Genomic DNA, 22,884 nt, shown 5'->3' with positions numbered 1-22,884 from the left:
TCCGAAAACTCCTTAACTGTACGGTAACATGCGGGTCAATACTTTCTGATCCGCAGCGTGAACTTCAGCAGCGCTGCGCAACTGACGTTTACGCTTGGTGCTTTTTTTAGTCAAGATGTGTTTCCGGTGCGATTGATAGCGTTTGAAGCCACCGCCCGCAGTACGTTTGAAGCGCTTTGCCGCGCCTCGATTGGTTTTGATTTTTGGCATTGCCCAAAAACTCCGCATTAAGATCGCGTTACAATCAGCATTTATTTAAAAATGACACGATCTGGTTTAAAGAATACAGCCTGAGAAAGCCTTAAAACTTTCCAGACTATTTTTTATGGGGGGCGATAACCATCACCATCTGGCGACCTTCCATTTTGGGGAATTGCTCAACACCACCGAGTTCTTTTAAATCGCCTTCAACGCGTTTTAAAAGTTCCATACCCAGATTTTGGTGAGCCATTTCCCGTCCACGAAAGCGCAGGGTGACTTTTACCTTGTCCCCATCTTTGAGGAAACGGGTCAGGTTGCGTAGTTTGACCTGATAGTCTCCTTCATCGGTTCCCGGCCGGAATTTAATTTCCTTGACCTGAATCTGTTTTTGCTTTTTCCGTGCTTGATGACGTTTTTTATTTTGTTCAAACAAGTACTTGCCATAATCCATAATACGGCAGACCGGCGGTTTTGAATGGGGTGCAATCTCCACCAAATCCAGGGTCGCCTCTTGCGCTTTTTGCAAGGCTTCAGTGTTTGAAACGACACCGAGCTGTGTCCCGTCTGCATCGATCAGACGTACTTGTGAGGTAGTGATAGCCCGATTCAGGCGGGCTTTCTTGTCAACAGTGATAAAGCATTTCCTCCTAAAATTTTTTACTTGTCTTTTGCAAGAAAATTAGTAAAAAATTTTAATTATTTTCTACAGGTTGATATCCAGGATGATTTTCAGCATTCAGTCGTTCAACCAACTGTTCAAGCGACATACTGCCTAAGTCCTTGCCTTTTAGAGTGCGCACGGCAACGGTTTGTTGTTCAGCTTCGCGCCCTCCAATCACTAATAAATAGGGTACGCGCGCTAAAGTACGTTCACGGATTTTAAGACCGATTTTCTCATTTCTCAAGTCCGTTTCCACTCTAAACCCAAATTTTTTCAAACTTTTTTGCAATTCTTTAACATATTCGATTTGAGCATCGGTAATATTGAGCAGGGCGATCTGCACCGGAGCCAGCCAGAATGGGAAGATGCCAGCATATTCTTCGATCAGAATACCAATAAAACGCTCCAGCGATCCCAAAATTGCACGATGAATCATCACCGGGGTTTCTTTGCCGCCTTCTGGTGTCACATATTGCGCATCCAAACGCCCCGGCATGGAGAAGTCTACCTGAATGGTACCACATTGCCAGATCCGGCCAATGCTGTCGCGCAGGGAAAATTCAATTTTAGGGCCGTAAAACGCACCTTCACCCGGTTGTAAGTCCCAGGCCAGTTGTTTTTCATCCAGCGCAATTTCCAGGGCTTTTTCGGATTTATCCCAGACTTCATCACTGCCCACCCGTTCTTCCGGGCGCGTGGAGAGTTTAACGGAAATATCCTTAAACCCAAAATCGTTATACACCTGATAGATAAAATCAATCAGTGTCGCCACTTCGGCTTGCAATTGGTCTTCAGTGCAGAACACATGCGCGTCATCCTGTACAAAACGCCGCGCACGCATTAAACCATGCAGGGTGCCGGAGGCTTCATTACGATGCACCAAGCCAAATTCTGCAATACGATAAGGCAACTGGCGGTGACTTTTCAAGCCTTGATTAAAAATCTGGATATGCCCCGGGCAATTCATGGGTTTAATTGCATAATCCCGGTTTTCTGAATGGGTGGTAAACATATCATCAGAAAACTTGTCCCAGTGCCCGGATTTTTCCCATAAACTACGATCCAATACCATAGGGGTATGAACTTCTTCATAGTCATAGGTATCCAGTTGTTTGCGCATGTAATTTTCAACCAACTGGTATAAGGCCCAGCCTTTCTGGTGCCAGAATACCATGCCCGGTGCTTCTTCCTGAAAATGGAATAAGTCCTGTTGCTTGCCCAGTTTGCGATGATCGCGTTTTGCTGCTTCTTCAAGCTGGAATAAGTAGGTTTTTAATTCTTTTTTATTGCGCCAGGCAGTGCCGTAAATACGTTGCAACTGCGCGTTATTGGAATCACCACGCCAGTAGGAACCGGCCAGTTTCATTAAATGAAAGGCTTTGATTTTGCCAGTGCTGGGCACATGCGGGCCACGGCAGAGATCAATGAAATCGCCCTGGCGGTATAAAGACAGGTCTTCACCGCTGGGAATTGATTCAATAATTTCTGCTTTATAGTTTTCGCCCATGTCTTTGAAAAAGGCAACGGCTGCGTCACGCTCCATCACTGAGCGTTGTAAAGGAATATCGGCAGCTACCAGTTCCTGCATTTTGTTTTCAATGGTTTTTAAATCTTCCAGCGTGAAATGTGCTTCACGGGCAAAGTCATAATAAAAGCCATTATCCACCACCGGGCCAATCGTCACCTGGGTATCTGGGAACAGCGACTGTACGGCTTGTGCCATCAAATGCGCGCAGGAGTGACGAATCACTTCCAGGCCTTCTTCATCACGCTCAGTGATAATGGCTAATTGCGCATCCTGGGTAATGGAATACCCTGTGTCTACCAGTGTGCCATTCACTTTTCCGGCGATTGCAGCTTTAGCAAGACCGGCACCAATGGACATTGCCACATCGGCAACGGTAACTGGCGCATCAAAGGACTTTTCCTGACCATCAGGGAGCGTGATTACTGGCATGAGTATTCCGAAATAAAAAAACAATAAAAAAAGGCACTTGGGCTTCTATCCTCAAATAAAACCCGTAGCAGCCAATAAACGGCTTTGGTTTTACTGAAAAAAGAGGCTGATAAAGTGCCTGTTTATAAGGATTCTGTTAGATACACGTAAAGCTTGTGTATTTAAGCGGGTTGATAATACGGTATTACAGTCTGTTTTTCAAGAAAAAAATAGCACTGGATTAGCTTTGTTGGGGGTTAATTTCTTCAGACTCTGACGTGGATTGCGTGGGTTGATAATGCGGGGTTTCCAGTATGGGCAGGCGTATCGTAACGCAAACCCCGCTGCCTTGTTGCTCAGTAGTACTGCGGTTTTCCATCCATACCAGACCGCCGTGTTCTTCAATAATTTTTTTCACAATCGCCAGTCCCAGTCCACTGCCACTGCTTTTACTGGTGACATAAGGTTCAAAGATATGGGTCAGTTTTTCTTCTGCAATACCAGGCCCGTTGTCACAAATTTTTAATTCGACAAATTCCCGAGCTTGTTCCTGCTGATAACAGCTTGTGAGCCGTAGTTCAGGATTTTCAGTCCGCATTTCCAGTGCATTTTTAATCAGATTATGCAGAACCTGGCGTAAGCGTGTGCTGTCGGCTTTAATTTCCGGTAAATTTTTACTTAACTGCACATCGATATGCACTGGCGTGGCAGCATATAAAATTAAGACTTCTTCAACTAATTGATTTAATTGTAAGGGTTTCAGGTGGATTTCCGGGCTGCGGGCATAGTTGGAAAAAGCATCAAGCATTTCTTTCATGCTTTCCACATGGGTAATAATCGTCTGGGTCATGCGATCCAGCGTCTGCGCCTCCTTATCCGGGAATGAAGGCAGGTATTTATGACGCAGACGCTCTGCGGATAATCGAATCGGTGTCAACGGATTTTTAATTTCATGTGCCAGACGTCTGGCAACTTCACTCCAGGCTTCATCACGTTGTGCCTGGATCATGCCCGTCATGTCATCAAACACAATCACATGCCCAAGGCCACTGTCACTGGGTTTATTCGGTACTGGCAGCGCAGCACCCCGGCAAATTAAAATTTTACGACCACTCGTGCCAAATACGACCACTTCTTCCTGCCAGTCATTTTTCTCCGCGTGCAGGTGGGGTGCAATATTTTCACACAGGGTTTGCAGGCTGGAGTGCTGGCTACAAGTATCCAGGATCGATTGACCGCGGAATTCATTCATGGAAATACCCAAAATGCGATCAGCTGCGTGGTTACTGGTGCGTAAACGTTGTTTGGTATCTAATGACAAGACCCCGGAAGACATGCGCTCCAGTACGATTTCCAGATATGCCAGACGCGCATCGGCTTGTTCCTGGCTGCGCTTGGCGGCATCACGGGCTTCTTTGATGCTGCGCGTCATCTGGTTAAAAGACTGTACCAGAAAACCCAGTTCATCCAGCTTGCTGCTGGGTAATTGTTTATCATAATTGCCATCGGCAACCGCTTGCGTACCTTCTGCCAGATTGCGAATCGGACGCACCAGTTGGCGGGCAGCAAAAAAAGCACTCCAGGTTGCAGCCAGTACACCCAATAAAGTGACTAGTGATAACACCAGGGTGAAACTTAAAGTCAGCGAGGCGCGCAAATAGACTTGTTGTGAAGCAACGGCACTACGCGCCTCAACTTCATTGGCTAACCGACTGAGTGCTTCTGGAGTCTCAAACCAGGCGGAAAATAAACGCTGATTATCCCCTTTTTGCATACCAATATCGGCGTTGTATTTGAACATAACCTGAATATACAAGCCACGATCAGGGATAGGTTCCAGCGCGGTATAGGAAGTACCCAGCGGCAGTGCAGGCAAAAAGCTGGATTCATGACTACGGTTGGGTAATAAACGCAAGGTATCGGCGCTGCTGAATGCGAGAATTTTACCATTCGGTAAGTACAAGGAGACTTCTACAGCATTAAATGTTTCGCGCAGGCGATTAAGTTCCACGGTTGCCCGCAAATCATTTAAGCGACTGAGTTGTTCACTCATCTGTTGGCTGCGTTTATAGGCATCACGCATATTGGCTTGAAATGCCAAACGGCTCAGCTCCAGGGCGGCTTCCTGCGAAGCTTTTAACTGCGTATCAAACCAATTGTCCAGACGTTGATGGATAAAACTCAAGGAAAAATAATACACTAACACCAGCGGAATAATGGTTAACAGTACAAAAACAATAACCAGACGTAAGGTCAGACGCGCGCCCGCGCGATCCTTGCGTATCTGCTGTACCAGGCCGCGCAGATTGAGCAGAATTAAAATACCGATACCGACCAGTCCCAGGGAACTGACAATCAGCAAAGGGGTGTACAAATGTGGAAAACGCTCGGGGTTTTCCAATGTTGCGGTGAGCATCCATAAGGAAGCCAGTAAGCTGCCAAACAATAAAACCATCAGCAGCGCACGAAAGTGCCTATAAATTAATTTTGTAAGGGACATGTATAAGGCTCGCTGATCAATCGCCAGGGTTTGGAAAACCAGGCAATGGGTCGCATCGGCGCGGGTAAAGACTCAATATCCAGATAGGTCTGTAAATGTACCCGATATTCTCCATCTGTCCGGGTCAACTTGGCATCCAGCAAAGGGAAGTTACGCAATTGGCTCAGCGCGCTTAAGGCATTGTTTAAGGTCGTATAACTCTCACTGATTCCGGTATTCAGATAAGTCAGCAAATAACGTTTCCCTAAAATATGATATTTCAGTTGATAACGTTGCTGTAACTTGGCAACGGTTTCATCAAGCCACCATTTGCGATGCCGTTCAACCTCAATATTGAGTACCAATGTTAAAGGCACGGCGTTGTGTAAAGCCTCAATATTATCTTCGCTGAGCTGATAGCTGAGATCGGCATTTAAGAGATATACCGCATCCTGCAATTGGGTGTGCGCATGACGAATGGCGAAGCCACCTCTGGGCGTTGCCGCACTTACCCGCAGTGTCGAGGAAAGTGTCAAAATAAAAATCAGCGCATAAACACCAGCTTGCGAGGACATGAGAAGCATTTTTTTCATCTAAGGCGCTTCCTGATGAACCCGCAAGTCTTGATAAGAAAATAAGACATAAAAAATATCGTGATTGCAATATAAATATAAAAAAACAGAATAAGCGAGCTATTATAATGTTTTTTTAGAGGTAGTCAGTGATTTTACATTTGTGATATTTTTGTATTGGCATTTATGTCTTGTGTCCCATCAGGATACATGGGGTACAGAGCAATCAGGTTGGTTTCGATGGTGGAAAAAAAGTGGATAGGCGCAAACGACACATTCTGGTCGATACGCTTGGCTTGATTCTTGTGGTATTTATCACAACTGCTAATGCCGGAGAACGCTGTGGTTTACAAGAATTGTTGCTGGATTATTTTGCCGAAAGGGTAAGATGCTTGCGCAAAATTTGGGTAGATGGTGGGTATTCTGGTGAACCTTTACTGACATGGGTTCATAAACTGAAAAAGACTTGGAAAATATCACTTGAAGTTGTTGAAAAAATGAAGATTTTCTACTCCATATTATAGGAACTGGATGATTGAGCGGGAATTGCTGATGATTCAGATTTCTATGATTTCAATTTTGCTCCGGCGTTTGACTTAATCGGTGGGTTTACCAAAAGCTTCTCACTCCTAAGGAGAATGTGAACTATGGTATTTTTAACACCCTGGAAATACTCAATTCAGGAGTGATAGCCAAAGCGGGCTGATGATATTGATTATTTTACGCAAATAATCCATTACACATGACAGTATTACGCAACCAAGCTTTAAAATTATTCATAAGCATTTACATAGTATGTCTATGTAACTCTTTTGCTTGGAGCAAGGATAAAGTAATTTTTCAAATTAGTGATGAGGCCCCCCCAGGGTTTGAGGATTTGACTGCTCCACAAACAACAGAAATAGATATTTTTTATGGTAGTCAAAATATAGGGGGAGCTTTTGTTACTTATACACCAAATTCAATCGAATTTGTCAATCCTGAAACGCCTAAAGCAATTACTGATGTGATCCCTGATATTTTAGATAAAAATGCCGTAATATCTGCCTTGACAGGCCCTTTGGAGCCTCATTCGGCTCTAATTTGTATCAAGCCCGGCAGGCCAAAAGGCTGTGGTATTTTGGAACCTGAAGTCACGGGACTTATCTTTGATGCAGATCGCTTTCGAGCTGACATTTTTATTAATAAAAATTTGTTAGCTCTGGCAGGTGTAAAAACTTCTGCTTATTTGCCAGCAGCGACTGCTGAATATAGTACGATTCTGGGTTTTAACGGCACTTTAAATGGTACGGACGCTGCCAACTCTGTTTACAATCTGAGTTTACTTGGTATCACTGCTTATCGGCATTGGCGTTTACAGACAGTGGTAAATACCAACAGTGAAGAACATACATCTTTCGACGGTTTATTTGCCGAAGCAGACTGGCTGAACCACCAAGCCTCGTTCGGTTTACTACAGTTTGAGACTATGCCTTTATTAAAACGACCCAAATTATTGGGAAGCAAGTTTTCAACTTCAACACGTAGTCGTTTGAATTTAGAACAAGTTTATGGCAATGCGTTAACTCTCTTTCTGCCACGTCGTTCAAAGGTACAAATTTATCGCGACCATCGGTTATTATCCGGGAAAATTTACGATATAGGCAATCAAGCTTTGGATACCTCAGACTTGCCTAACGGTTCATATCAAGTGGAGTTGATAATAGAGGATATACAGTCTGGTGAGGTACGCAAAGAAACACGCTTTTTTGCAAAGTCTACCGAGCTACCGCCTTTGGGTGAAACATTTTATCATCTTCAAGCAGGTTTCTTGAATAACAAGAACCAATCACAAGGTAATGATACAAGCAATTTAAGTAACTATGATATGCCCTTTTTACACGGTGGCTTTTCTCAACGACTTCGCCCTGATTTTGGTTATGAGATAAATTTTATAAGTAACCGGGAGGAGCAGATTGTAGCGGGTAAGCTTTTGTGGATGGGGTATAACAAACATTTAAACCTATCTGTATTAACCAATAACCGAAGTGCTTACGGCTTTAGTGGAAATTTTTCTCTTAAAAGAGGTGTAAATATTAATGTTATACACTTGAATATCCCAACTGAAGCAGTTCATCAAACTTTACTGTCAGATCCATTTAGCCAATTTGATATCAGTTTGAATACCTCTTTTGAGCAAGTACGTGTTTATGGGCAAATTCGTTGGCGGAAAGAAAAGCATGATGATAATTTTAATCATGAATTTTCTGCTGCAATAAAATTTCCAATCTTACGAAAAAATCGCTGGTATGTGGATTTTGAATTGGAGTATAACGAAGATGTAACGGATCGTTTAGTCATGGCTCGGATGCGCTTCCAGCATCAGCAAAAGAAGCATTGGCGAATTTCTGGCTACGCTTCTTCCAAGCATGAAAATAAAACAGGAAAAACCTATTCAAATGGAAGTGTAAACCTGAATTGGAATGACGAACGTCGCTGGAAGGCAGATGTAAGCCTATCTGGTGGTTTGTCTCATATCCAAGACAAAACCAGTGTACATTTACAGTCTGATTATAAAGATGTGTATGGTTGGAACAAAATTTTTGTTGAGCATAATATGTCTTCTGATGAAATACCAAGTAAAACTTTATATGGTTTGGGGTTTCGTTCTACTTTAGTATTCGATAAAAAAGGGGTGGTCATTGGTAGCCATAAAACCAGTATAAGTGGCATTATCGTAGAAATTAAAGGCACACCAGCGGGGGCAATGTTTGATGTAGAAGCAAATAATTTTCCACATGGACAAGCAGCTATTGGTCAAACAGTATTCATTCCACTTTCACCTTACCAAAGTTATTCAGTGCGTTTAGTACCCCATCCCGAAACCTATGTTAGTTACGACACCTCACCAAAAGAAATTACGTTATACCCAGGTAATACCGAACGTCTTGTATGGCAGGCATCACCTATTTTTATTTTAATCGGAAAGGCTGTTTTTCCTAATGGTGAACCTGTTACAAATGCATACCTTAAGGGAAATTTAGAACGAAGTTCTACGAATGCAGATGGTATCTTCCAACTGGAAGTCTCTGCTGGTTCTCAAGTATATGCCAGTATAGAGGGAGAAAAAAGCTGTATTATGCACATTCCTACCGTAGGTGTAAGAGAAAATATTGTCACATTGGATAAGTTGGTTTGTGAATAGCACCCAGTTATTTTTTAATATTCACGCGAGAAGTGTTCACTCCCCACAGTCTGATAAGTTTCTACTGGCATGCCCTTATATGGCAAGTTAACTATCCATTGTTCCCCAGAATAAAGTCGATTTCCATTTAGTTCTACGCAATCTGTTTTACGTTCATTACATTGCTTTATTTTTCGAATCAGAACATTGGTGTTGCCATGATTTGTAAACACTAAGGTTTCCCCAACACGCTTAACTTGTAAATCTGCTTGAGCCGCAGGTGGTTGCACAATAACTAGAACTTTATAGGCAATCATGACTTTGAGTGCAAATTGTTCTTCACTTTTAATTTTACCAATTGTAGGTGTTATGGCAACTCGGTAAATTAGATCTTTTTTAGTTGCTTTTTTTCTAACGATAACACGTACCAATTTACTTTGTCCAGGTGGTATAACAAGCCGTGCTGGAGAAACCAAGAGGCCTGCATCTATTGGGTTGTTTAATTCAATTTCTTTTGCTTGATCAGATTCAGGGCTTTGTACTTGAAAGGCTTTAACAGTTACATACAAAGTATTTGTATCATTATTCTTAACTTCAAGATCTTGGCGTGGTGGTGAGTTATCACTAAAGTTAATAATTGCCTTGCTAACCGTTAAATTAGCTAAAGATGGGGTGCTATAAATAACTAAGAATAAATATAATAGAACTATAAAGTATCTTTTCATTTTTCTAATCCATATAGGTATAAATAGGTAAAATTTTTAAGGAATACTTCAATAAAATTAGCTTATTATGAGCTGCTTTACCCTTAGTTCATTAATTGTAAGTCTACCATAAAAAAGCCGGCTATCGTAAGATAGTCAGCTTTATACTCTGTTGACATTAAATATCAACAGACGCTGTATAAATATAGCTCACTTAATCTGCTTTATTCAGGCTCAATTGTCAATGTCAGTAGGTCAGTGTAAGAACCTACATTAGCATTAGTTAACCCGAAACCACCAGCCGCATTAACTCTGACTTCTAAGGTACTATTATTTACACCACCACAGTCCACGGCAACAGCTCCTGCCTGAGTGATAAGTGGAGTATTGTCGAGCAGTTGATCAGTTGCAGGAGCTACCGCATCCGCCCAATATACAGAATATTCAAGTGAAGTACCTGTACCCCCTTCCATATAGAAGTCACCCGAAGGTGCGGCATTGCCGCCAGCAGCAGTAATTTGATAAGCACTAGTAGAAGAGTGAGAACAGAAGTTAATATCTCTCCTTACATTACCGTCACCAGCCGTCCATGCGGCAAAAGTAATATCTGTCAAGCCAGTAATCGCAACAGTATCGCCTTTATCTATGCTGACAGTAACGTCACCCTGGCTAGAGCCTACTGCCAATGCTGCATCATTTGCTGCAAACGCAATATTAATATTGCTCATTAATGCTATTGCAACACTCGAAGTTAAAAGTCTTTTTAAAGCTTTCATCATGTTTCTCCATAATATCGCTATTAGTAAAACCATTTTGTATTTTAGGTTTTTACAATTCGCCTATAGGACATATAGTTCTTACATTTGAATTGTATTACCACTCTATATCGCTCTATATAAAGCATGAAGCAAAACTTATTCCGGTTTTTCTAAATTTTACAATTTAATGTAATTTGTTGTTATATATATTATATTTATTACTACTAGATTTTTTGGGGAAAGTGTGATGAGTGCTTTTGCAAATTACCAGGAAATTTACAAAGCTATACGCATTGCAGCAAGTGATAATTTTTTACTGAAAAACCACACAGTACACCAGCTCAATCAGCGTCTTTAGCACTGCTTAAGCTGGCATCAGATCCTGGTTAATTATTGCAGTGTTGTAGGTATATGCGTTCCCGAGTAATCTGCTCTGGTCAGCGCTTCAGCTTTCTTTTTCTGCTTTGCAAGCCGACACAATCGGGTATTCATCACCTGATGTTCCTGTGCCGCCACCTTTAGCGGATGAACGATTTGATCCTGGCTTAAACCCGCTTGATATTTATGTGTATTCATCAAACGCTGCTCATAAATCCCCATATATAACATCACGCTTTGCACATAACGCCGGGTTTCTTTAAATGGGATAAGCTCAACCCAGATATCCTGCGCTTCGCAGGGGCGTGCTTTTAACCAGCGGTTAACATTGCCTGGGCCTGCATTATAGGCTGCTGTAGCCAGTAAATAATTGCCAGAGAAACGGTTTAACATCATACGCAAATAGCCTGCACCCAAGCGGATATTGGTGTAAGGTTCAAAAATAGTTTTTGACTGCTCTAATATCAAACCCAATCGTTTTGCCACATGCTTGCCGGTGGCGGGCATCAGTTGCATCAAACCCATTGCCCCGGCGTGGGAAACCACTTTACTGTTAAATGCACTTTCCTGACGGATAATCCCGTATATCCAGGGCATTACCAGTGATTGTTCCTCTGCTGCGGCCATCACCAGCGCAAAATGGTTCAAGGGAAAACGTACATCCAAATCATCATAAGCGCCTGCTTTAGCAGCGGTAAAAATTGCCTGATCAAACCAGCACCATTGCCGCGCCAAGGCGGCTGTGGTTTCCAAATCCGTTTTAGCCAGATATTTATTAAGCAGATTCCACTCACGCCGGGCCTCTGTCAACATGCCATGATAATAAAATTCACGCGCACGCAGTACCCCAGGATGCTTCTGATATAAAGCCTGTTCAATTTTCGGAGTCAAGGCAATGGCTTGTTTATTCATGGCATAGGGCAAACCCAGCTTATCTGCTGCGAGGAAACCATAAAATTCCCGTTGCTTCGCCAGTTTTTGCCACAAAGGTTCTGCCTGCATCCATTTACCAGTCGCTTGCAGTGCGCGTGCCTGCCAGTATGACCAGCGGGGGTTATGGCGTAATTTAGCCGGTAATTTAGAAATCATTTGCAATAGACTTTTCCAGTCTTTTTGTTTCAATGCGGTTTGCAAAAAAACTTGTTGCACGGTTTTATCCCATTGCGCGGTGGGCAGTGCCTTAAACGCAGCCAAAGCCTGGGGCGCTTCCTGCCAGGCGCTTTGCAGGGCAATTGTACGTTGTATCTTGCTTTTTTGTTCCTGACTGAAGGCATAACGTTGTTTGAAATCTGACCATAAGGCAGGCACATCTGTCAGTTGTTTTTTTGCCAGACGCAAAAAACTGTGAGTCAACATTTCACGAATAATAGGGCTGTCCTGTGCAGAAAAATTGCTCAGTGTCAGGGCGGGGGCGTGATGTAATTGCTGCCAGGTAGCGGCTTGTTGTTTTAAGGCAGGGCTTTCCAGCTTTTTAATCAAATAAGCCGCCAGTTTAAACTTACTATTTTCAAATGCCAGCTTCAGGCGCGCCCAAATCAAGCTATCTGTCATTTCCCCCTGCGCTATCAGATAATCAAATACCGGATCACATGCCGCAGGCTGAGATTTCCCCACTGTCCATAATGCTCTGGCCTGTTTGCGCATGTCCGCATTATCCTGACCCAATGCCCAACGCTGCGCAATATACTGACAATGCATTTTGGTGTTATTTTGTGGAACATAATCCCGAATGAAAGCAGGCCAATCCTGTTCTTTGCTCAGGAACTTCAGCCACTGTCGCTGCAATAACTTGGCAAAAGGCACATTGGTATATTGTTCCTGATAACGCTGGATTTCTGCATCAGGGCGTAATATAAAACGTCCACGCAAATCCTGATAACGCAAATAGGAATATAAAGGATAATCCTGTAATAACAGCGTTTTTTGCTGAAATTGAAACCAATCTTTTTGCGCCAGCGCATTCATCGCCTGAGCAAACCAGATACGGCGAATTTCCCAATATTGGTCGTCCGTTTCCGCTGCAAAAACCGGCGTTAAAGAAAGGTTAAGTCCTAACAGGGTGAGTAGAAATAATTTTTTTAACATCATTTGATTTATTTTAAATAATCCATATTACATAGTGCTTGATCTGCATCACTCAAAATTATCTTAAGCACATATAGTATATGCGTTAATAGAAATTTTTTTTAATTTTGTTTCTAAGGAGACATGATGGAAATTCCGCTACAAATAAATCCCCCTCCCTCAAAAAAACAAACATTCGCCTTGTGGGAGTTAGGGTTTCGCCCATTTTTTCTGGGTGGTGCTGTATTTGCTGTTTTTTCAATGTTGTTCTGGATCGGCTTATATCGCGGTGACTGGGATTTACCCTTGCACAGCATCAACCCACTATTCTGGCATGGACACGCCATGCTGTTCGGTTATGCGGGTGCTATCATCGCAGGTTTTTTGTTAACCGCTGTCAAAAACTGGACCGGCGCACAAACATCCAATCACCGGCCTTTAATGCTGCTGTTTTTGTTATGGTTAGCTGCACGTATTATGCCGTTTATTCCTATATCGGATACTGCATTGGCCATACAGGTAATGATGGTGCTGGATCTGTTATTTATGGGCGGATTGATTGTTGCGCTGAGTATACCAATCATCCGGGTTAAGCAGTGGAAACAATCAGGTATTTTATCCAAGCTGTTATTACTGTGGCTTGCCAACCTTCTGTTTTACCTGGGCGCATTGGGTATTGTGAGCCAGGGCATACAGTGGGGATTGTATTCAGGTTTATATCTTATCTTATCGATGGTATTTTTGATGGCACGCCGTGTCCTGCCTTTTTTTATTGAACGTGGTGTTGATGAAAAAGTCAGTTTATCCAATTGGAAATGGATTGATAATTCCAGTCTGGTTGTTTTATTACTATTGTGGATTATTGATGTATTTTATCCCATACCCTGGTTGATCAGCATACTTGCCGGGGCATTGTTTATTATGCACAGTATCAGACTGTATGGCTGGCATACACCGGGTATCTGGCAAAAACCCATGATCTGGGTACTTTATCTGGCCTATAGTTTTCTGGTTGTTGGTTTTGCGCTGAAAGCACTAAGTATGTTTTATGCAACACAACTGCTGGCTTTACATGCCTTTGCCGTTGGCGGCATTGGCTTATTAACTGTGGGCATGATGGCGCGGGTCGCATTGGGACACACTGCCAGAAATATTTTTGAGCCACCCGTTTTAGTGCGCTGGATATTTGCTCTGGTATTGTTATCGGGTATCATTCGAGTGTTGCCACCGTTACTATTGCCTGATTTATACAACTATTGGATATTGATTTCGCAAATACTCTGGATAGCAGGATTTAGTTTATTTACCTGGCTCTATTTTCCAATATTAATCCAGCCGCGCCTGGATGGTCGCCCAGGATAATCTAAGGGGACAGGATAAAGGGGTGTCAAATTTACAAAAATGCCATCACCACCAAGACCGGGGGCAAACTTGGTTTATTTTTTTGCTGTTGTTATTTCCCGTAAACCAGGTATTTGCAGCAGTAGAATGGAGTGGACACCTTAAATACCAGCCAATTTTTCAGTTTTATCAAGCAGATGATGTGCAGGCGCGCAATGGTCAGGCAATTCAAGACCAGTTATTTGATTTACGCCTGCAAGCAAAAATCAAGCGCCCCGGTTGGAATACTCAGATCGCTTATGAGTGGTTGGCAGATTATGGCGATCAGCCACAGCTATATCGACAATTAACAAGGCTTGGCTTGCCTTTGAACTTATTTCCAGATGATAAACATCGTCTGCTGGACTTAACAACAAGTCTTTATGAGCGAGGAAAACTCAACGCAGTACAACGCTTAGATCGCCTGTCTGTCAGTTATCACGGTGAACAATGGATACTGAAACTTGGCAGACAGGCTGTGAGCTGGGGTAATGGCCTGGTTTTTCAGCCACTGGATATTTTCGCACCATTTGCACCAACCGCAGTTGATAAAGCCTACAAAACCGGCGAAGACATGTTGTATGGACAATGGCTGCTGGACAATGGCGCGGATATACAATGGATTATCCTGCCACGGCGGCATATCCATAATCACAAACTGTCATCCGGGCAAAGCAGTTTTGCAGTTAAATTCCATCACAGTCTTGAAGAGATCGATTTTGATTTATTGCTTGCGCGGCATTATGCACAAAACAGTATTGGTGCAGGGTTTGCCGCCGATATAGGCGGTGCTGTCTGGCGTATGGATATACGCCTGGATCACAAGCCAAGCGGCGGTAACACGGTTTCTATGCTAAGCAACCTGGATTATGCCTGGACCTTATACGGCAAAAATGTCTATGGCTTGATTGAGTATTATTACAACGGCTTTGGCTTGAGTCAGTCAGAAAACTACGCAAAGCCACCTGCTGAATTAAGTCAACGCCTACTGCGCGGTGACTTATTTAATCTGGGGCGGGACTACCTTGCCACAGCACTGCAAATTGAATTATCGCCCTTGTATAACCTGTTTGCCAGCAGCATTTTTAATTTGCATGATCAAAGCGGCATTATGCAGCTACGTCTGCAATACGAATGGCAAGATAATCGCCGCCTGTGGCTGGGTGCTGATTTACCCTGGGGAAAGCGTGGCAGCGAATTTGGCGGCATAGTGCTTAATGAAAAATATTGGCTGGGTTCCAGCAAGCGTTTATACCTGAATCTGGGCTTTTTTTTCTGAACTTTTTTAGCTAATTAAGGAGTGAGGATGAAATAAATGCAGAAACTGGGCGCAGGATTTTTATTCATTTTCAAGGCGTGAAAACAGGCGCATAGCAAGCTATGTAACTGCCTAAGTCCAAACAGGCACAACGCAGAAAATGGAGGAAAAGACCAGCCAAGTTGCTGAAGTTATAAAATTCTCACTCCTAAGCGCATGGACAGATCGATTGCTTTCAGATGTTTGGTCAATGCACCACTGGAAATATAATCCACTCCAGTTTCAGCCACTGCACGTAAAGTATCCAGTGAAATATTGCCGGAAGCCTCCAGTTTGGCCTGCCCCTGATTAATTGCCACCGCTTCACGCATGGTTTTTAAATCAAAATTATCCAGCATGATAATATCACTAGCGGCATCTAACGCCTGCTGCAATTCTTCCAGGGTTTCAGTTTCAACTTCAACCGGCTTATCTGCTGCCAGCATACGGGCATTGCTAACTGCTTGTTTAATCGAACCTGCGGCGGCAATATGATTTTCTTTAATCAAAAAAGCATCATACAAACCTTTGCGATGATTCTTCCCACCGCCGCACAATACCGCATATTTTTGCGCATGACGCAGGCCGGGCAAGGTTTTACGGGTATCGAGCAATACCGCGCCCGTACCGCTGATGGCTTGCACATAGTGGGCTACTGTGCTGGCAGTGCCGGACAGAGTTTGCAGGAAATTGAGCGCACAGCGTTCGCCCGTCACCAGACTGCGAACATCGCCATAGAGTTCGCATAAAACCTGTGCGGGAGAAATGACATCGCCATCAACCGCCCGCCAGGTTATTTGCACGGTGTCGTCAAGCTGCGCAAATACTTCATCCACCCAGGCCGTGCCGCATAAGGTCGCCGATTCCCGGCAGATAATCCGGGCCTTGGCTGGCGTGTTTTCCGGCAGCAATTGCGCGGTAATATCACCCTCGCCAATATCCTCCTGCAAGGCACAGGTCACATTTGCAGCTAAATCATCCGGCAGTGGATAAGGCATCAGGATTCTCCAATGCGATTATTTCGGTTTATTTTTGTGACTGGCATCGGGATCAAACGGCGCAATTGTTTTTGTATCCGTTGCCGCCTCATCTTCCTCATCAGTTCGTTCAAGCTCTGCGTCCATTTCTGCTGGTGTCATGGGCGTGAAGTCTTCAGGATAAGCCTGTGCTGCTGCTTCCTCTGCTTCCTGTTTTTCACGCGCTGCCTGCATTGCCAGTCTTTTGCGCAATAAAAACTGTGACATCCACAAGCCCAGTTCAAACAATAACCACATCGGTATTGCCAACAGTACCTGAGAAAACATATCCGGCGGGGTTAATATCATGCCTAACACAAAGGCACCGACAATAATATAAGGCCGTTTGCTGGCAAGGCTTTCGACTGAGGCCATGCCCGTCCAAACCAGTAAAATGGTAATCACCGGCACTTCAAAGGCGAGGCCAAAAGCAAAAAACATTTTTAATACAAAATTCAAATAACTACTGATGTCTGTGCTCATTTGCACATCATCCGGCAAGACACTGACAAAAAATCCAAATACCAGTGGAAACACCACAAAATAGGCAAACAGCATCCCCAGATAAAACAGCAGGGAACTGGAAACCAGCAAGGGTACGATCAGTTGTTTCTCATGCGCATATAAAGCGGGCGCGACAAAGCCCCAGAGATGATAAAACAAAACCGGAATCGCGATATAAATCGATAAAATCAGGGTCAGTTTCAGCGGCGCAATAAATGGTGAAGCCACATCAATAGCAATCATGGTGGCATCCCCTGGCAGATGAGAAACCAGCGGTGCAGCTACAAAAGTATAAATGTCATTGGCAAAATAAAATAAAGCCAGAAAAATAACTAAAATCGTTAACACTGATTTCAGCAGGCGATCACGCAATTCAACCAGATGCGACAATAAAGGCATTTCGGTTGATGTATCCAGGGGATTTGTCATAAGTCGTAGAAATTATTAAGGCGGGATTCGTATTGCCGGGAAGCTTTATTATCTAAACCTGCAAAATGTGCTTATTCCCAAGCCAAAGCCTGGGAATAAAGATAATCAAAATTTAAACCGTAAACTCAGTCACCCACATATCATGTTTATTACAAAAGCTGGTGGCATAGAGCTTTGTTACACCTTCTGGCAGTTCAAATTCTGATTTTGCTGCTTCATCACTGGGGTAAAAGGTTTTTTCACCCACCACATCGCCACCATCAGTAACCAGTGTATGGCGCACGATATAATGTTTTTCACTCATTGAATGGTTAGTGATAATGCTGACTTTATCCCCTTCAACTTTGACTTGCGGGGCATGACCTTTTACTTTTTCCGACCATTGTCCCGGGTTTTCCTTGCTATAAATAATCCCGGAAAATGGGGGTTTGGCAGCCGGGGCGGCAGGCGCTTCAGCAGCAGATAAACTCTTTGGTGCAATGACCACGCCGACCGTTGCAGCGCCGATGGTCGCCAAGCCAGCTTTAATAAAATTTCTTCTATCAGACATTTTTTGTTTCCTTTTGAGACAGAGACTTAGACGCATTAGCAGTTGATTTTGTAGGTTCAGGGAAGTCCAAATCCTCAGTTAAAGATTCTGTGGGTATCGCCAGTTTATCTGAGATTTCCTTGCCAATTTCGCTGATTTCATGCAGACCGTCACGCTCATTGCTGCGCATCATGTCCTGCAATTCCTGAAATCGCAATTCCCGGTCAATATCGGATTTCACATTATTGGCATAAGCACGGATACGTCCAACCCAGCGTCCGGTGGTACGCGCAACTTCCGGCAGGCGCTCTGGTCCTATTACCAGCAGGGCGACTACCACGATAATCAATAACTCCCAAAAACCAATGTCCATTTAACTTTTTTGGGTTTCTTTATGCGTGACTTTAGCATCAATTGCTTGACTGGCATCATCATCCGGCTTTTTATTATCAGCCAGCTTTTGCTGTTCTTCAGTCATTTTTTCAGCATTTTGCTCTTTTTCACCATCGCGCATGGCACCACGGAAATTTTTAACCGCAGAGCCTAAATCACCACCGATATTACGTAATTTTTTTGTGCCAAATAATAAAACGACAATTAATAAAATAATCACTAATTGCCAGACACTGATACCACCAATTCCCACGCTATATTTCCTCTTTGATTACGCAAAACCGGGCATGCGTTTTCCGCCCATTAAATGAATATGTAAATGAAAGATTTCCTGACCGCTACCTTTGCCGGTATTAATAATGGTGCGAAAACCTTCTTCCAGACCCTGCTCACGGGCAAGTTCCGGCAGGCGACGTAAAATACGTCCAAGCAAAGCATCATGCGCTGTTTCCAACTGTTCCAGACTTGCGATATGCAAACGCGGAATCACCAGCAGATGCACATCCGCTTTCGGATACAGGTCTTTGATCACAAACACCTCATCATCCTGATAAATCATTTCAGATGGGATGTCGCCATTGCTGATTTTACAAAATAAGCAATCCTGACTCATAGTCGTGCTCTCTTTATGACTGATTTCTTGACGCTTTTTCTTCCAGACCCGACAAATCAAAGCGCCGCTCCAGCTCTTTTAACACATCGTCAGGCCCCAGGTTACAATGTGCCAGCATCACCATAGAATGAAACCAGAGATCGGCAGTTTCATAAATAATTGCATCCGCTTGACCATTTTTCGCGGCAATCACTGTTTCAGTGGCCTCTTCCCCCAGCTTTTTCAAGATCACATCCAGACCTTTATGATAAAGGCTGGCAACATAGGAGTCATCTGGAGTGCTATTTTTGCGCGCTTCAAGCACGCCTGCCAAGGCATCCAATGTGGTTTGCTGTGTCATTGCTTAATTTCTTTGGTTAACTGCTTTTGCGAATTTCTTTCCGAAAGCGGCTTGCTTGTGTCCGTTGCCGTATAAATATGGCGCAATTTAACCGCTTGCCCCCACATTTTAAAACCTATTGTGGTAACAGGCTCTGCGCTGAAACGGACTGCCATATCAGCCTGCCGGAAACTTGCTGGTAAATTATTCGGTCGATATTTGTGACCTGAACTGTCAAGGATACCATAAAATCCACCTTCCAACGGCACATAAATAACCCGACCACTGGCAATGATCAATTTTTCATTTTGTCCCGTTTTGCTCACTGTGTCATCTTCCAGGCTATCTGCAACAGCACCGGAAACACTAGCGAAAGCAAACAATAATAATAAAAAAGACTTAAACATCATTAATTCACCAAGTCAGGTGCCAACTTGATTTAGGGATAACGCCCCCGCAAGGGGTGTTATCCCTGATTAAGGCATTATCTTTATTTGGATAATTGCTCAAGCTGCCTTTCAATTCTATCCAGGCGCTCAATCATACCCGCTTGATGCTGCTGGCACATGGGGCGATGCATACCTTTCCCCATACCTTGCCCTTGCCCCATACCTGGCCCCATACCACGTCCCATGCCTGGACCCATGCCACGACGCCCCATACCACGCCCCATCTGATTGCCTGGACGCCAGTTCTGAACACGTTCTGCTGCATATTGCCCAGACATCTGCTGATAAAGTTCTTTTTTCTTCTGTTGATGCGCCTGCATGGCTTGTTTTTGCTCATCCATCAACTTTTTACGCTCAGCCGGATCTTCTGTGGACCACATTTTAGCCATGCGCTCATGCATGGACTGCATGAATTTTGCCTCTTCATCTTGCATGGTTTCACGAGGACTTTTTGCCGCTGAGTTGTCTGCCGCCGGTGTTGCAGGCGTAACGGGGGCTACGGGTGCTACGGGCGCAGGCGCTGCAACAGGGGCAGGGGCTGCAACTGCTGGAGCCACTTCGCCAGCAGCCAATACAGAAGCACTGCCACCTAAAGCAACAGAAAATAACGCGGTGTATAAAACAGATTTAATCATCAAAGCACTCCTTTAATTCTTAGCCCGGATATTTCATAAATATGCTCATGCCCTCGCTTGCCCTTTGTTCCATAACGGAATTTATTTTATTTCGACCGTACTCCCCGGTACGGCGCTCAATAAAAAAATCCCTTTATGAAACAAATTACTGCGCGATCATCATGGCAATTCATGAGATATCCGGGTCAGAAAATAAAAATTTGGAGTGATAATTATATACCTGATGTTATGTAATTGCTGTTTTTTAGCACAAAACAAGCTTTTGCGTTACACCTGTTATAGATCTTTAAAGACTCTCACGCCTAAGCATCCACATAATCCACCACTTCCAGATCAAAGCCGGAAAGCGCATGAATTTTTTTCGGTGCGCTCATCACCCGCATTTTTCTTACGCCTAAATCAGCCAGAATTTGCGCGCCCAGACCAAAGGTGCGCAAGTCCCAACGATGCGCCTGACCAGGTAAGTCTTCTCCCGCATCCTGCATGGCGTATTGTTCAATACGATTCAGTAATTGCTGGGAGGACTCTTCATGATGCAGCAACAAAACCACGCCACTGTCTTCCCCGGAAATGCGCTTCATCACATCGCGCAGCGGCCAGCCACAATCATCACGGGTACTGGCGGCTAAATCACACAAAGTATTTTGCAGATGCACGCGCACCATAGTGGGTGTTTCCGGTTCAATACTGCCTTTCACCAGCGCCAGATGCACCACATTTTCCAGCGCATCCTGATAAGCATATAAACGAAAATCACCGAACGCCGTTGGCATGTTACAGGAACTGACCCGTTCCACCGCCTGTTCATGTTTAATCCGATAATGAATCAAATCGGCAATAGTACCAATTTTTATCTGGTGCTCTTCGGCAAACTTCTCCAAATCAGGGCGGCGCGCCATGGTGCCGTCTTCATTGAGGATTTCTACAATGACCGAAGCGGGTTCCAGACCCGACAAACGCGCCAGATCACAACCGGCTTCAGTATGTCCGGCACGGCGCAACACGCCACCGGGCTGCGCCATCAACGGGAAAATATGCCCCGGCTGTACCAATGCGGAAGGCTTGGCATCCACCGCCACTGCTGCTTGTATGGTCACAGCACGATCAGCGGCGGAAATCCCCGTGGTCACGCCTTCAGCCGCTTCAATCGATACCGTAAAATTAGTGCTATGGGCGCAGTTATTACTATCCACCATCAATGGCAACTGCAACTGCCGACAGCGTTCCTGAGTCAAAGTCAGGCAAATCAAGCCGCGCCCGTAACGCGCCATGAAGTTAATATCCTCCGGGCGCACCGCGCTGGCTGCCATAATCAGATCGCCTTCATTTTCGCGATCCTCATCATCCATCAGGATGACCATTTTGCCAAGACGAATGTCTTCAATAATTTCTTCAATATCGTTTAGTGCCATGTTTGCTTCTCTGTGCTGTGCGGGTTGATTGCGGGTGTCAATGAATAAATCTGAATCTTACACTCATGCCGGTAGCGCCTTGGAATTCAGTATTTGTGTTGCAGTTAAAAACATTTGGATGAATTTAAATGGGAATAATGGAATCAGGGGAATTTTTGATTGAGGGTTTGATAATCGTTGCGTGTCATTGTGGAATTTTAACACGCCAGACGAGGCTTGCAATTAAAAAACCGCCTGATGGCGGTTTTTTAAGTTTCAATCACGTAGAGACGTAGCAGTGCTACGTCTCCACAAGCCTGCAACGGCCTCAGCGGTCAACGCGTCTGAACAGAATTCAAGATACTTTTTTACCTCGTTCATTTTGCTATCCATACGGCGCATGACGCTACCGCTTATGCGCCCTACCGCGCTGAACGGTTAGCATGACGCTGCTACGGGATAGGCAATTAGTGGTAATGATATTTACAGGCTGCAATAATCACTTTTTAACCTTCAATTTTATAAACCAGGCGATGTTCTTCAGTGATTCGCCTTGACCAAAAACCCTGTAATTCATGTTTTAACGCTTCCGGTTTACCAATACCTGCATAAGGACTGCGTAAAATATCAGTAATCAAAGTGATAATGCGTTTGTGAATTTTTTTATTATCAGATGCCCACTTGTTAAAATCCTCAAAAGCACTCTTTTCAAAGGCAACTTTCATGTCAGGTCGTCGATATCGAAAGAGACAAGATTCTTCTTCTGCGCAATATTTTCCAAAGCCTTCATTAAGTGTTCACAGTTGTTGGCGTTGTGCAAAAGATAATTCGTCTCGTTCTCTTCCACCTGTTCCGCTTCGCTGATTACGATTTCAATCTGTTTGTGCTTAAATAAAGTTTTTAATGTATCCAAAAAATCCTTATTTAGTTCATCTGCCTGCATTTTATAAATAGAGTACATTTTTAAGTCCCTCACCTGTTCTTTAGGTGTTATTTTACAGGATTATAAAAAA

General features: G+C 43.8%; 24 protein-coding genes. 4 read left to right on the top strand and 20 right to left on the bottom strand.

All coding sequences use genetic code 11. The annotated features are described in order from the left end of the window. Positions 1–12: 12 nt before the first annotated feature. From rpmI to QUF61_RS15645, 5 genes are all read right to left on the bottom strand, one after another. Entirely contained in the window at positions 13–210 is a 198-nt protein-coding gene (gene rpmI / locus QUF61_RS15665) for a 50S ribosomal protein L35 (protein ID WP_103922301.1), read from the bottom strand. A 106-nt stretch (positions 211–316) separates the two neighbouring features. Next, complete coding sequence (gene infC, locus QUF61_RS15660; RefSeq protein WP_103922300.1) at positions 317–835, bottom strand: translation initiation factor IF-3; 519 nt, start codon at positions 833–835, stop codon at positions 317–319. A gap of 58 nt (positions 836–893) precedes the next feature. Then, on the bottom strand, positions 894–2,819 hold the full coding sequence (gene thrS, locus QUF61_RS15655) for a threonine--tRNA ligase (RefSeq protein WP_289682537.1): 1,926 nt from the start codon (positions 2,817–2,819) through the stop codon (positions 894–896). A 220-nt stretch (positions 2,820–3,039) separates the two neighbouring features. After that, positions 3,040–5,298, bottom strand: a complete 2,259-nt coding sequence (locus QUF61_RS15650; RefSeq protein WP_103922298.1) for an ATP-binding protein — start codon at positions 5,296–5,298, stop codon at positions 3,040–3,042. Beyond that, positions 5,280–5,870 (bottom strand): DUF4390 domain-containing protein, encoded by a 591-nt coding sequence (locus tag QUF61_RS15645; protein ID WP_103922297.1) that lies wholly within the window; start codon positions 5,868–5,870, stop codon positions 5,280–5,282. The genes QUF61_RS15650 and QUF61_RS15645 overlap by 19 nt, the downstream gene beginning before the upstream one ends. Before the next feature lie 170 nt (positions 5,871–6,040). Between QUF61_RS15645 and QUF61_RS15640 the strand changes: the two genes are divergently transcribed. Both QUF61_RS15640 and QUF61_RS15635 read left to right on the top strand, forming a co-directional pair. Next, the gene (locus QUF61_RS15640) at positions 6,041–6,373 is read left to right on the top strand and encodes a transposase (RefSeq protein ID WP_407080066.1); all 333 of its coding nucleotides are present in this window, start codon (positions 6,041–6,043) and stop codon (positions 6,371–6,373) included. A gap of 218 nt (positions 6,374–6,591) precedes the next feature. Then, positions 6,592–9,033, top strand: coding sequence for a TcfC E-set like domain-containing protein (locus tag QUF61_RS15635; protein WP_289682535.1), 2,442 nt, complete (start codon positions 6,592–6,594; stop codon positions 9,031–9,033). 14 nt (positions 9,034–9,047) lie between these two features. On the opposite strand, the gene QUF61_RS15630 is transcribed toward QUF61_RS15635, so the two are convergent. The 3 genes from QUF61_RS15630 to QUF61_RS15620 all read right to left on the bottom strand — a co-directional run bounded on the left by QUF61_RS15630 (position 9,048) and on the right by QUF61_RS15620 (position 12,940). Further along, positions 9,048–9,737, bottom strand: coding sequence for a hypothetical protein (locus QUF61_RS15630; RefSeq protein ID WP_103922294.1), 690 nt, complete (start codon positions 9,735–9,737; stop codon positions 9,048–9,050). 203 nt (positions 9,738–9,940) lie between these two features. Then, positions 9,941–10,495, bottom strand: a complete 555-nt coding sequence (locus tag QUF61_RS15625) for a hypothetical protein (protein ID WP_146066903.1) — start codon at positions 10,493–10,495, stop codon at positions 9,941–9,943. Between the two features lie 369 nt (positions 10,496–10,864). Then, entirely contained in the window at positions 10,865–12,940 is a 2,076-nt protein-coding gene (locus QUF61_RS15620; protein WP_103922292.1) for a transglycosylase SLT domain-containing protein, read from the bottom strand. Positions 12,941–13,060: 120 nt separating this feature from the next. Here QUF61_RS15620 and QUF61_RS15615 point away from each other — a divergent pair, with 120 nt between their 5' ends. After that, the gene (locus QUF61_RS15615) at positions 13,061–14,278 is read left to right on the top strand and encodes an NnrS family protein (RefSeq protein WP_289682532.1); all 1,218 of its coding nucleotides are present in this window, start codon (positions 13,061–13,063) and stop codon (positions 14,276–14,278) included. 22 nt (positions 14,279–14,300) lie between these two features. Continuing rightward, entirely contained in the window at positions 14,301–15,575 is a 1,275-nt protein-coding gene (locus tag QUF61_RS15610) for a hypothetical protein (RefSeq protein WP_289682531.1), read from the top strand. 170 nt (positions 15,576–15,745) lie between these two features. Here QUF61_RS15610 and nadC read toward each other — a convergent pair whose 3' ends face one another. The 12 genes from nadC to QUF61_RS15550 all read right to left on the bottom strand — a co-directional run bounded on the left by nadC (position 15,746) and on the right by QUF61_RS15550 (position 22,832). Next, positions 15,746–16,591, bottom strand: a complete 846-nt coding sequence (gene nadC / locus QUF61_RS15605; RefSeq protein WP_289682530.1) for a carboxylating nicotinate-nucleotide diphosphorylase — start codon at positions 16,589–16,591, stop codon at positions 15,746–15,748. A gap of 18 nt (positions 16,592–16,609) precedes the next feature. Then, on the bottom strand, positions 16,610–17,512 hold the full coding sequence (tatC, locus tag QUF61_RS15600; RefSeq protein WP_286019591.1) for a twin-arginine translocase subunit TatC: 903 nt from the start codon (positions 17,510–17,512) through the stop codon (positions 16,610–16,612). A 142-nt stretch (positions 17,513–17,654) separates the two neighbouring features. Continuing rightward, the gene (locus QUF61_RS15595; protein WP_177428677.1) at positions 17,655–18,092 is read right to left on the bottom strand and encodes a desulfoferrodoxin family protein; all 438 of its coding nucleotides are present in this window, start codon (positions 18,090–18,092) and stop codon (positions 17,655–17,657) included. Beyond that, on the bottom strand, positions 18,085–18,444 hold the full coding sequence (gene tatB, locus QUF61_RS15590; RefSeq protein ID WP_103922286.1) for a Sec-independent protein translocase protein TatB: 360 nt from the start codon (positions 18,442–18,444) through the stop codon (positions 18,085–18,087). Before tatB ends, QUF61_RS15595 begins: the two co-directional genes overlap by 8 nt. Beyond that, the gene (tatA, locus tag QUF61_RS15585; RefSeq protein ID WP_103922285.1) at positions 18,445–18,717 is read right to left on the bottom strand and encodes a Sec-independent protein translocase subunit TatA; all 273 of its coding nucleotides are present in this window, start codon (positions 18,715–18,717) and stop codon (positions 18,445–18,447) included. A gap of 18 nt (positions 18,718–18,735) precedes the next feature. Further along, positions 18,736–19,077: a histidine triad nucleotide-binding protein gene (locus QUF61_RS15580; protein WP_103922284.1), complete on the bottom strand. Its 342-nt coding sequence runs from the start codon at positions 19,075–19,077 to the stop codon at positions 18,736–18,738. A 13-nt stretch (positions 19,078–19,090) separates the two neighbouring features. Continuing rightward, complete coding sequence (locus QUF61_RS15575) at positions 19,091–19,417, bottom strand: phosphoribosyl-ATP diphosphatase (protein ID WP_103922283.1); 327 nt, start codon at positions 19,415–19,417, stop codon at positions 19,091–19,093. After that, positions 19,414–19,806 carry a hypothetical protein gene (locus tag QUF61_RS15570; protein ID WP_289682528.1) on the bottom strand — a complete coding sequence of 131 codons (393 nt, stop codon included), beginning with the start codon at positions 19,804–19,806 and terminating at the stop codon, positions 19,414–19,416. Before QUF61_RS15570 ends, QUF61_RS15575 begins: the two co-directional genes overlap by 4 nt. Positions 19,807–19,886: 80 nt before the next feature. Then, positions 19,887–20,480: a hypothetical protein gene (locus tag QUF61_RS15565; RefSeq protein WP_289682526.1), complete on the bottom strand. Its 594-nt coding sequence runs from the start codon at positions 20,478–20,480 to the stop codon at positions 19,887–19,889. A 302-nt stretch (positions 20,481–20,782) separates the two neighbouring features. Further along, the gene (ribBA, locus tag QUF61_RS15560; RefSeq protein WP_289682525.1) at positions 20,783–21,892 is read right to left on the bottom strand and encodes a bifunctional 3,4-dihydroxy-2-butanone-4-phosphate synthase/GTP cyclohydrolase II; all 1,110 of its coding nucleotides are present in this window, start codon (positions 21,890–21,892) and stop codon (positions 20,783–20,785) included. A gap of 485 nt (positions 21,893–22,377) precedes the next feature. Further along, positions 22,378–22,596 (bottom strand): Txe/YoeB family addiction module toxin, encoded by a 219-nt coding sequence (locus QUF61_RS15555; protein ID WP_289682524.1) that lies wholly within the window; start codon positions 22,594–22,596, stop codon positions 22,378–22,380. After that, positions 22,593–22,832, bottom strand: a complete 240-nt coding sequence (locus tag QUF61_RS15550; protein ID WP_289682522.1) for a hypothetical protein — start codon at positions 22,830–22,832, stop codon at positions 22,593–22,595. The genes QUF61_RS15555 and QUF61_RS15550 overlap by 4 nt, the downstream gene beginning before the upstream one ends. Positions 22,833–22,884 lie beyond the last annotated feature (52 nt).

It is taken from the genome of Candidatus Venteria ishoeyi (genome assembly GCF_030378065.1).
Taxonomy (GTDB): Bacteria; Pseudomonadota; Gammaproteobacteria; order Beggiatoales; family Beggiatoaceae; genus Venteria; species Venteria ishoeyi.
This window is presented reverse-complemented; position numbering and strand designations above follow the sequence as displayed.

Bases quoted from the DNA above. Each gene is read 5' to 3' on its own strand.
- rpmI (WP_103922301.1), bottom strand. From the start codon at position 210: ATGCCAAAAATCAAAACCAATCGAGGCGCGGCAAAGCGCTTCAAACGT.
- thrS (WP_289682537.1), bottom strand. From the start codon at position 2,819: ATGCCAGTAATCACGCTCCCTGATGGTCAGGAAAAGTCCTTTGATGCG.
- QUF61_RS15650 (WP_103922298.1), bottom strand. From the start codon at position 5,298: ATGTCCCTTACAAAATTAATTTATAGGCACTTTCGTGCGCTGCTGATG.
- QUF61_RS15645 (WP_103922297.1), bottom strand. From the start codon at position 5,870: ATGAAAAAAATGCTTCTCATGTCCTCGCAAGCTGGTGTTTATGCGCTG.
- QUF61_RS15635 (WP_289682535.1), top strand. From the start codon at position 6,592: ATGACAGTATTACGCAACCAAGCTTTAAAATTATTCATAAGCATTTAC.
- QUF61_RS15630 (WP_103922294.1), bottom strand. From the start codon at position 9,737: ATGAAAAGATACTTTATAGTTCTATTATATTTATTCTTAGTTATTTAT.
- QUF61_RS15625 (WP_146066903.1), bottom strand. From the start codon at position 10,495: ATGATGAAAGCTTTAAAAAGACTTTTAACTTCGAGTGTTGCAATAGCA.
- QUF61_RS15620 (WP_103922292.1), bottom strand. From the start codon at position 12,940: ATGATGTTAAAAAAATTATTTCTACTCACCCTGTTAGGACTTAACCTT.
- QUF61_RS15615 (WP_289682532.1), top strand. From the start codon at position 13,061: ATGATGGAAATTCCGCTACAAATAAATCCCCCTCCCTCAAAAAAACAA.
- nadC (WP_289682530.1), bottom strand. From the start codon at position 16,591: ATGCCTTATCCACTGCCGGATGATTTAGCTGCAAATGTGACCTGTGCC.
- tatC (WP_286019591.1), bottom strand. From the start codon at position 17,512: ATGCCTTTATTGTCGCATCTGGTTGAATTGCGTGATCGCCTGCTGAAA.
- QUF61_RS15595 (WP_177428677.1), bottom strand. From the start codon at position 18,092: ATGTCTGATAGAAGAAATTTTATTAAAGCTGGCTTGGCGACCATCGGC.
- tatB (WP_103922286.1), bottom strand. From the start codon at position 18,444: ATGGACATTGGTTTTTGGGAGTTATTGATTATCGTGGTAGTCGCCCTG.
- QUF61_RS15580 (WP_103922284.1), bottom strand. From the start codon at position 19,077: ATGAGTCAGGATTGCTTATTTTGTAAAATCAGCAATGGCGACATCCCA.
- QUF61_RS15575 (WP_103922283.1), bottom strand. From the start codon at position 19,417: ATGACACAGCAAACCACATTGGATGCCTTGGCAGGCGTGCTTGAAGCG.
- QUF61_RS15570 (WP_289682528.1), bottom strand. From the start codon at position 19,806: ATGATGTTTAAGTCTTTTTTATTATTATTGTTTGCTTTCGCTAGTGTT.
- QUF61_RS15565 (WP_289682526.1), bottom strand. From the start codon at position 20,480: ATGATTAAATCTGTTTTATACACCGCGTTATTTTCTGTTGCTTTAGGT.
- ribBA (WP_289682525.1), bottom strand. From the start codon at position 21,892: ATGGCACTAAACGATATTGAAGAAATTATTGAAGACATTCGTCTTGGC.
- QUF61_RS15555 (WP_289682524.1), bottom strand. From the start codon at position 22,596: ATGAAAGTTGCCTTTGAAAAGAGTGCTTTTGAGGATTTTAACAAGTGG.
- QUF61_RS15550 (WP_289682522.1), bottom strand. From the start codon at position 22,832: ATGTACTCTATTTATAAAATGCAGGCAGATGAACTAAATAAGGATTTT.